General features: G+C 72.1%; 7 protein-coding genes. 6 read left to right on the top strand and 1 reads right to left on the bottom strand.

Features of this window, described 5'->3' with window-relative positions; all coding sequences use genetic code 11:
* Positions 1 to 210, bottom strand: a 210-nt coding sequence (locus ACY45C_RS05560) for a hypothetical protein (RefSeq protein WP_462186577.1), incomplete at its 3' end; no start/stop codon positions are given.
* Positions 211 to 295: 85 nt separating this feature from the next.
* Here ACY45C_RS05560 and ACY45C_RS05555 point away from each other — a divergent pair.
* The 6 genes from ACY45C_RS05555 to ACY45C_RS05530 all read left to right on the top strand — a co-directional run bounded on the left by ACY45C_RS05555 (position 296) and on the right by ACY45C_RS05530 (position 7,216).
* Complete coding sequence (locus ACY45C_RS05555; protein ID WP_462186576.1) at positions 296 to 706, top strand: toll/interleukin-1 receptor domain-containing protein; 411 nt, start codon at positions 296 to 298, stop codon at positions 704 to 706.
* Complete coding sequence (locus ACY45C_RS05550) at positions 703 to 1,584, top strand: hypothetical protein (protein WP_462186575.1); 882 nt, start codon at positions 703 to 705, stop codon at positions 1,582 to 1,584. The genes ACY45C_RS05555 and ACY45C_RS05550 overlap by 4 nt, the downstream gene beginning before the upstream one ends.
* The gene (locus ACY45C_RS05545) at positions 1,550 to 2,596 is read left to right on the top strand and encodes a TIR domain-containing protein (RefSeq protein WP_462186574.1); all 1,047 of its coding nucleotides are present in this window, start codon (positions 1,550 to 1,552) and stop codon (positions 2,594 to 2,596) included. Before ACY45C_RS05550 ends, ACY45C_RS05545 begins: the two co-directional genes overlap by 35 nt.
* Positions 2,597 to 2,794: 198 nt before the next feature.
* Complete coding sequence (locus ACY45C_RS05540) at positions 2,795 to 3,631, top strand: hypothetical protein (protein WP_462186573.1); 837 nt, start codon at positions 2,795 to 2,797, stop codon at positions 3,629 to 3,631.
* Positions 3,624 to 6,995, top strand: coding sequence for an FxSxx-COOH system tetratricopeptide repeat protein (fxsT, locus tag ACY45C_RS05535; RefSeq protein WP_462186572.1), 3,372 nt, complete (start codon positions 3,624 to 3,626; stop codon positions 6,993 to 6,995). Before ACY45C_RS05540 ends, fxsT begins: the two co-directional genes overlap by 8 nt.
* A complete protein-coding gene (locus ACY45C_RS05530) occupies positions 6,938 to 7,216 on the top strand; it encodes a hypothetical protein (RefSeq protein WP_462186571.1) in 279 nt (92 codons plus the stop codon). The genes fxsT and ACY45C_RS05530 overlap by 58 nt, the downstream gene beginning before the upstream one ends.
* The last annotated feature ends 124 nt before the right edge of the window (positions 7,217 to 7,340 follow it).

The raw sequence follows: 7,340 nt of genomic DNA, 5'->3' as shown, positions 1-7,340 counted from the left end.
CCCCGGCTCGTCCGGGGACCCGCCGGAAGCGATGCCCCCCTTCCTTCCGCTGGCCGGGTCCGTGAACGTGAACGTGAACGTGAACGTGAACGTGAACGTGAACGGGAACGGGAACGGGAACGGGAACGGGAGAGCCGGTTTCCGGACCCACGGCGACGGCGACGAGGCGCGGCGCGCGGCTTCGATCGGGACGGCATCCCCCGTGCCCACGCCGACGACCACCTCCTGCCGAACCACGCCGCCGGCGGCGTCTCACGTACCGCCGCCGCAGACTCCGACGGCGGAGGTCTCCCGCTTGGTCGCCATCAGCTACGTCGGCGCCGACCAGGAGTGGGCGGACTGGCTCGAATACCTGCTGCGCCGCGGCTCCCATCGGGTCGTGCAGGTCAGATGGGCGCAGAGTAGAGGTGAGCGGCTGGCCGAGACGGTTGACCGCATCGCCGCGCGCCGGCCGGATGTCACCGTGGCCCTGCTGTCGCGGCACTACCGGCCGCCCCGCCCGGAGAACCCTGGCGAGACCGAGATCGAGGCGTGGGAGCGGCTGGGGCTGGCGGGACCGCTCGAGAATCAGGTCATCCGGGCGGTCATCGACCGCGAACCGTTACCCGAGCCGCTGCGGACGCTGCCGAAGCTGGACCTGAGCCGGTTCGAGCCGACCGCGGTCGACGGACTGCTGGCGGGGATACAGGCGGGAGCCCGGCGATGAACGCCTATGCCCGGCCCGGTCGCCGGCCCGGCGATGCGCCCCCGGTGTGGCGCAGCCGCCGGGAGAACGAGCTGTTCGCCGGTCGCGACGACGAGCTGGAACGCATCTGGGACGGTCTGGCCCGGCATCGGCGGGTGGTGCTGGTGCCGGAGGGCGACCAGTCCGACATCGGGGAGACCGAGCTCGCTGGCGAGTACCAGCATCGGTTCAAGCTGCGCTACGACGTCTCGTGGTGGGTGGACTGCTCGACGACCACCGCCGTCCCCGGGCAGATCGGCGAGCTCTACGAGCGGGTCCGCACCGGACTTACCGGCCCCGCCCCGGGCGCGGCCGGCGCCGGGCCGGAGCCCAGCGCGGGGTGGTTGGTCATCTTCGCGGGTGTGGGCAGTCCGGATGAGGTGGCGGAGTTCCTGCCCGACGGCGAGGCGCATGTGATCATCATCGCCGACCGCACCGTGGACGCCTGGCGGGACCGGACGATGCCCATCGGGCCGTTGCGTCGTCGCGAGTCGGTCATGCTGCTCACCAGCGCGGCGCCGATGGTCGACCCGGCCACCGCAGCCCAGCTGGGGGAGCTGGTCGGACACCGGCCCGCCCTGCTCGCGGAGATCGCCGGGTACCTGATCCGCGAGGCGGTCGTGACGCCGGAACTGTGTCGGCGCCTGCTGGAGATGGCGGCGTTGCGGCCGACGCCGGCCGTCCGGGATGCCACCGGCGGTGACCAGTCGTCCCGGGCCCGGGCGATGCGTGATTCCGGACCCCCGCCGTGTCCGTGGGCTCCGCCGGGGCCACCGCCGGGGCCGCCACCGTCATGGTCGCAGACGAGGTACGTGACCCGGTGGGGTGCGACGCGGCGCAGGCACCATCGATTCCTGTGATCAACAAGCACGGCTGGCCCCCCGGGAGGTCGACGAGCTCGTCGCGGCCCTGATGCGGGTGGAGTACATCGCCGACCTGGCCGGTTTCGACCACTGGTTCGACGAGCTGGCGCGGATCCTCGGTCGCACGGTCGCGCTGACCTCCCCGGTCGTCGCGGTCCGCCTGACCACGCTGGTCAGCGAGGCGGTCGGCCAGCCCGATCCCGGCATGCTCGACGCCCTGGTGCAGGCCCTCGACCTGGTCGCGCCGCGCGACGACCGGTCTGTCGTGGACTTCCGGCGCTTGGTGGCCGAGCTGCGATCCCACTGGAGCGGCGCGGGCTCGGCGCTGCTCGGCGTGTCATCACCGGTGCCCGCGCACCAGTTCGCCTCCTGGCCACCGCTCGAGCTGCCTGGACCGCCCTCCTCGCCCCCGCCCAGCCACGGGCCGTCGGGCGCCCCGACCTACTACTTCTTCACCAGCCACGCGCACCGCGACGACCGGGATCGCGTGGCCATCTTCCATCGGGAGCTCGAGCTGGAGCTGCGCCGCAAGGTCAGGCGCCGGATCCGGTCGACGGGATTCTTCGACGCCGACCGGCTGGGCGGCGGGGAGCACTGGCCGACCTCGCTGCGCGACGCGGTGCGCACGGCTCCGGTGCTGGTCGCGCTGTGGTGCGACGACTACTTCGAGAGCGACTGGTGCGGCCGGGAGTTCGGCGTCTTTCAGGAACGTATCCGCCGGGCGACCAAGCCGGGCGGGAACCCGCCGTCCGGGATCATTCCCGTGCCCTGGCTGCGGCGGGACGCCGAGGTACCCGAGGCGGCCCATGAACTCCACATCGCGCATATCGAGCTTGGTCGTCAATATGACAACCTTCCAGTCCTGGATTTGATGCGCCATCCCGCCGCCTTCGCGGAGTATGTAAGTCTGCTGGCCTACCGGGTCATGGATGTCGCTCGCGACCAGCTGCCGCCGTTGGACGCCGAGGCGACGGAGCTCGTCCGTTCCCCGTTCCACCATCAGTCGTGAGCTGCACGGAGCCGTGATGAGCTGCACGAACACCCCACGGCCGGCACCCGGCGGCAGCGCGCCGCGACCGTCCCGCCGCACCCGGGCCCCAGCGGTGAAGAATGTGGTCCGACCTGTGCGAGCTGCCGTGGACGTGGGAGGACCGGGTGCAATGGTAGGGCAGAGGCCCTGCGCCGAAAAACGGCGTGAGGGGGACCTGTGACACCGTTCTTTCTGGTTCATCACGCGCTCGCCGGCGGTGACAGCAGCTACGTCGAACGTTTCTTCGGAGATGTACAGAATGCGGTTTACGAGCGCCTCGGCTATCGTGAGGTGTTCACCGGCGAGGCGGCCGGCGCGGCGGAGCCCTCGGCGGCGGCGGGGGGCCGCTCCAATCCCGATGCGCTCCTGGCGCCGGTGATGGTGGCGCTGTACTCGGACGCCTACTTCACCGACCACCAGTGCCTGCTGGAGTGGTCGCTGTTCCGGGAGCGGCTGCGGTGGCACCACCATTTCACCGGTCGGAGCTCCCCGGCGCTGGTCGGCGTCCCCTGGTCCATCCGATCGGTACCCGTGCCGGCTCAGATCGCGGAGGCGGGGATGCTCGTCGGCGACTTCGGCGCGGGCTACACGGCGAGCGGCGCGTTACAGCTGATCCGGACCGGCTCCGCCTCGGTCTGGTACCAGCGGTTGACCGAACGGGTCAGTGAACTGATCGTGTGTGCCCGCGGCGACGAGCCGCCGGCACTGTCCACGCGTGACGTGGAGTTCGTCGAGCGGTCGGGGCGGACGGACTGGGTGTCGGCCGGTCGGGGCCCGGGCACCCGCTGGTCCGTCGGCGGCTCCGCGACGCTGCTGATCCCGCCGGCCCAGACGGCACCCCTGGCCTCGACGGTTCGCACGGCTCCGGCTCCGGCGGCCATGGCTCCGGCGGCCATGGCTCCGGCCCGAGCCGGTGGCCGGGAGCGTCGATGGCGGATGGCCGATCCCGAGCACACCCGTCGACCCATCCTGCGTCGTGCCGGCGCCGCCGAACTGGACGATGACGATGACTGAACTTTCCGAGCAGCCACCGGAACTTTCCAGGCAACCACCGGAACCGGCGGGTCACGATACCCCGGGCGGGCGCGCCGGCAGGCCGGCGCAGATCATCACCTTCTACTCCTACAAGGGCGGTTCGGGGCGCACGATGGCGCTGGCGAACGTCGCCTGGCTGCTCGCCGCCTCGGGTAAGCGGGTTCTCACCGTCGACTGGGATCTGGAGTCTCCCGGCCTGCACCGGTATTTCCGCCCGTTTCTGCAGAACAGGGAGCTGGACTCGAGTGACGGCGTCACCGAGATGCTCCAGGGTTTCATCCGGGAGATCGACCGGCTTCAGGATGCGTCGCCGTCGACAGCCGCGGAGCAGGCCTCCTTGCCGGACGCCGACGCGGTGCGCGAGATCATCGCCCTGCACGGCGACTTCCGGCACAACATCGAGACCATCGAGTGGCCCGGGTTCCCGGGCGTCGGGCGGATCGACTTCCTCGGTCCCGGCCGGCAGACATCCACGAGCGCGGTGCTGGCGGCCACGGTGCCCTGGTCGACGCTGTTCGAGGAGGCCGACGGCCTGGCGTATTTCGCCGCGCTGCGTGAGCGCATGCGGTTCGCCGACTACGACTACGTCCTCATCGACAGCCGGACCGGGACCTCGGACGCGGCCGGCGTCTGCACCCACCTCCTGCCGGACACCGTCGTCATCGGAATCGCGCTGAACAACCAGTCCATCGACGGCGGCGCCGGGGTGGCCCGCGAGATCCGGAACAGCAAGCGGGACATCCGGGTGCTGCCCGTCCCGATGCGGGTCGAGGACACCGAGCAGCGCAAGCAGGAACTGCGCCGCCGCGCGGCGTTCCAGGCCTTCCGCCCGGTGCTGGCCGACCTGTGCGGTTCCGACCCGGAGGAACAGCGGAGCTTTCTGATCGGCCTGGAGATGCCCTACAAGGCGGTCTACGCCTACGAGGAGGTCCTGGCGGCCTTCCAGGAGGATCCCGCCAGTCGGCTCGGCGTCCAGGCCGCCTACCGGATGCTCGCCGGAGAGCTCGCCGGCGCCCCGATCGATGCGCGCGGCGTCCCGCCGCAGGACCGGGAGCGGGTGCTGCGGGACTTCGAGCAGTACGGACCGCCCGCTCCGCGGTCGGTGACGATCTTTGGAGCGCCCGAGGACCGGCCCTGGGCGGACTGGCTGGCGTCGGTGCTGGGAGCCACCGGGGTGCGGATCCGGCCGTTGCCCCCGACGGCGCTGACCCCCGCCGACTTCCCCGCTGTCGAGTCACTGATCGTGATCGGATTACCGCATCTGGGCCCGGACACCCCGGGTGAGTCCCTGGTGCGCGAGCAGGTCCAGACCCGGATCCGCCAGCGCGGCTCGCGGGCGGGGGTGGTGGTCGTCGAGGTGGGTTCGATGCGGCTCGACCCCGCCTACCACGGGGCCGAGATTATCTCCCTGCCCGCGCGGAACGAGCGGGACGCGGGGGTCGTGGTCCTCGAAGGGCTGGGGCTGCCCGTTCCGCGGGCCCGGCTCGATGACCTGCCGGTGGTCGCTCCCCGGTACCCGGCCCGCCGGCCCCGCTTCTGGTCGGTGCCGGCCGGGTTCGCCCAGCCGTTCATCGGGCGGCACGCGGTGCTGGACGAGCTGCGCGACCGACTGCTGCCGGGGGGCCGACCGAGCGGGCTGTGCCCCCTGCTCGGCCCGGACGGCGTCGGGAAGAGCGCCATCGCGGCCGAGTACGCGCACCGGTTCGGCTCCGACTACGACATCGTGCACTGGATCTCGGCGGGTGACGCCGCCTCGGTCCGGGCGGGCCTGCGCGACCTCGCCGAGCGGCTGCGTCCCGGCAGCGACGTCCCGGGCGCGCATCGCTCCCCGAGCGAGCAGCTCGAACGGGTCGCCCTGGACGCGCTGCGCCAGGGCGACCCCTCACCGCGCTGGCTGCTCGTTTACGACGGCGCCACCGACCCGCAGTTGCTGGCCGGGCTGCTACCCATCCCGACCAGCAACGGTCATGTCCTGCTGACCTCGGCGGACCCGGCCTGGGACAGTGAACCCGGCGCGCTGTGGGTGGGCCCGTTCACCCCGGCCGAGAGCCGGGCGTTCCTGCGCCGGTGGCTGCCCGAGGTCGGTGCGGACCGGCTGGCGATGATCGCCGAGCGGCTGCGGCATCAGCCGTCGGGCCTGCGCACCGCGGTCGGGCGGCTTCGCCAGGACCGGCGGGGAGTGCCGGTCGACGACCGTGCCGTCGACGCCTACCTCACCCAGATCGCCGGGGTCGCACCCGAGCAGGCGACCTGGACGGTGTCGTTCGAGACCCTGCGCACCAGCGACCGCGCGACCCGGCGGGCTGCGGCCCGGCTGCTGGAACTGTGTGCCTTCCTGGCCCCGCAGGGCGTGCCGCTCGGCCTGCTGGAATCCCCGGTGATGCTGCGCCATCTCGCCGAGGCGGTAGGGGACGACGCGATCGCCGACCCGACCGTGCTGCCCGAGCTGTGGGCGGAGATCCGTAAGCCCCGGCTGGCCGAGATCGACACCGCACCCGACGGTCAGTTCCGCCTCGCCGCGCGCTGGCAGCGGCTCCTCGTCGAACGGATGCAGCCCGCCGAGCAGACCGCCGCCCGCGAGGTGGTGCTCGGCGTCTTCGCGGACATCGCCGCGGCCGCTCCGCGGCCCTCGGCCGCCGCGGGCTGGCCGATCTACCGGATGCTGGAAGGCCAGATCCTGGCCTCCGAGGCGATGGAGAGCCCGGCACCCAAGGTTCGGCAGTGGCTGGTGTCCCCGGTGTATGTGATGTGGCGGTCCGGCCGGCTGGAGCTGGGCCGCGGCATCGCCGAGGAGGCGTTGCGCAGATGGCGCGACCTGTTCGGAGCGGACGACCCGCTGACCCTGCGGATGGCCACCCACCTGGCCATGGTGCTCCGCGGCCTGGGACGGTTCCAGGAGGCGTACGACCTGAACACCGACACCCTCGCCCGCCAGCGGCGCCATCTGGGCATTTTCCATCGCCACACATTGATCACCGCGATGAGCTACGGCATCGACATCCGGGAGCTCGGCCGGTACACTGAGGCAGCCGCGGAGGAGAGCAGCACCCTGGTCGGTTTCCGCGACCGGCTCGGCGAGAACCACCTCGACACCCTCATGGCTGCGAGCAACCTCGCACTGTCCACCTTCCTGGACGGGCGGGCCCGTGAGGCGCTCCACCTGAGCCTGGACACCATGCGCGGCTGCGCCTGGCGGGGGCCGAGGGCACCTCGCAGTTCTGGTGGCTGCAGGCGCGGGCCGGGATCTGCCATCGGGAGCTGGGCGAGCTGGAGCAGGCGGAGCGGTTGCTGCGGGAGGCCGCGACCAACCTCGCCGGCATCGAGGGGGCGACGACGCACCTGACCCTGCGCTGCAACAAGCATCTCGCGGTCGTCCTGCGCCTGCGGGGCAGCCCGGACGCGGCGAGCCGCCTCGCCGGTGAGACGCTCGAGCGCTACACCGAGATCTACGGGGCGTCCGACCTGGGCACCCTGGCCTGCCTGCTGAGCCGTGCCGGCCACCTGCACGCGCTGGGCGAGCACCACCGGGCGTCCGTCGAGGCCGAGTCGTGCCTGCGGGAGTAGGAACGTCTCTACGGCCCCGAGCATCCGTTCACGAACGTCTGCCGCTCGGATCTGTCCATCTACCTGCGCGCGGACGGGCGGCTGACGGAGTCCCGCGCGCTGGCCGAGCAGGCCCACCTCACGC

The sequence above is a fragment of the Frankia sp. CcWB2 genome (assembly GCF_977927585.1).
Note: the sequence above shows the minus strand (reverse complement) of the source record. Positions and strands in the feature narration are given on the sequence as shown.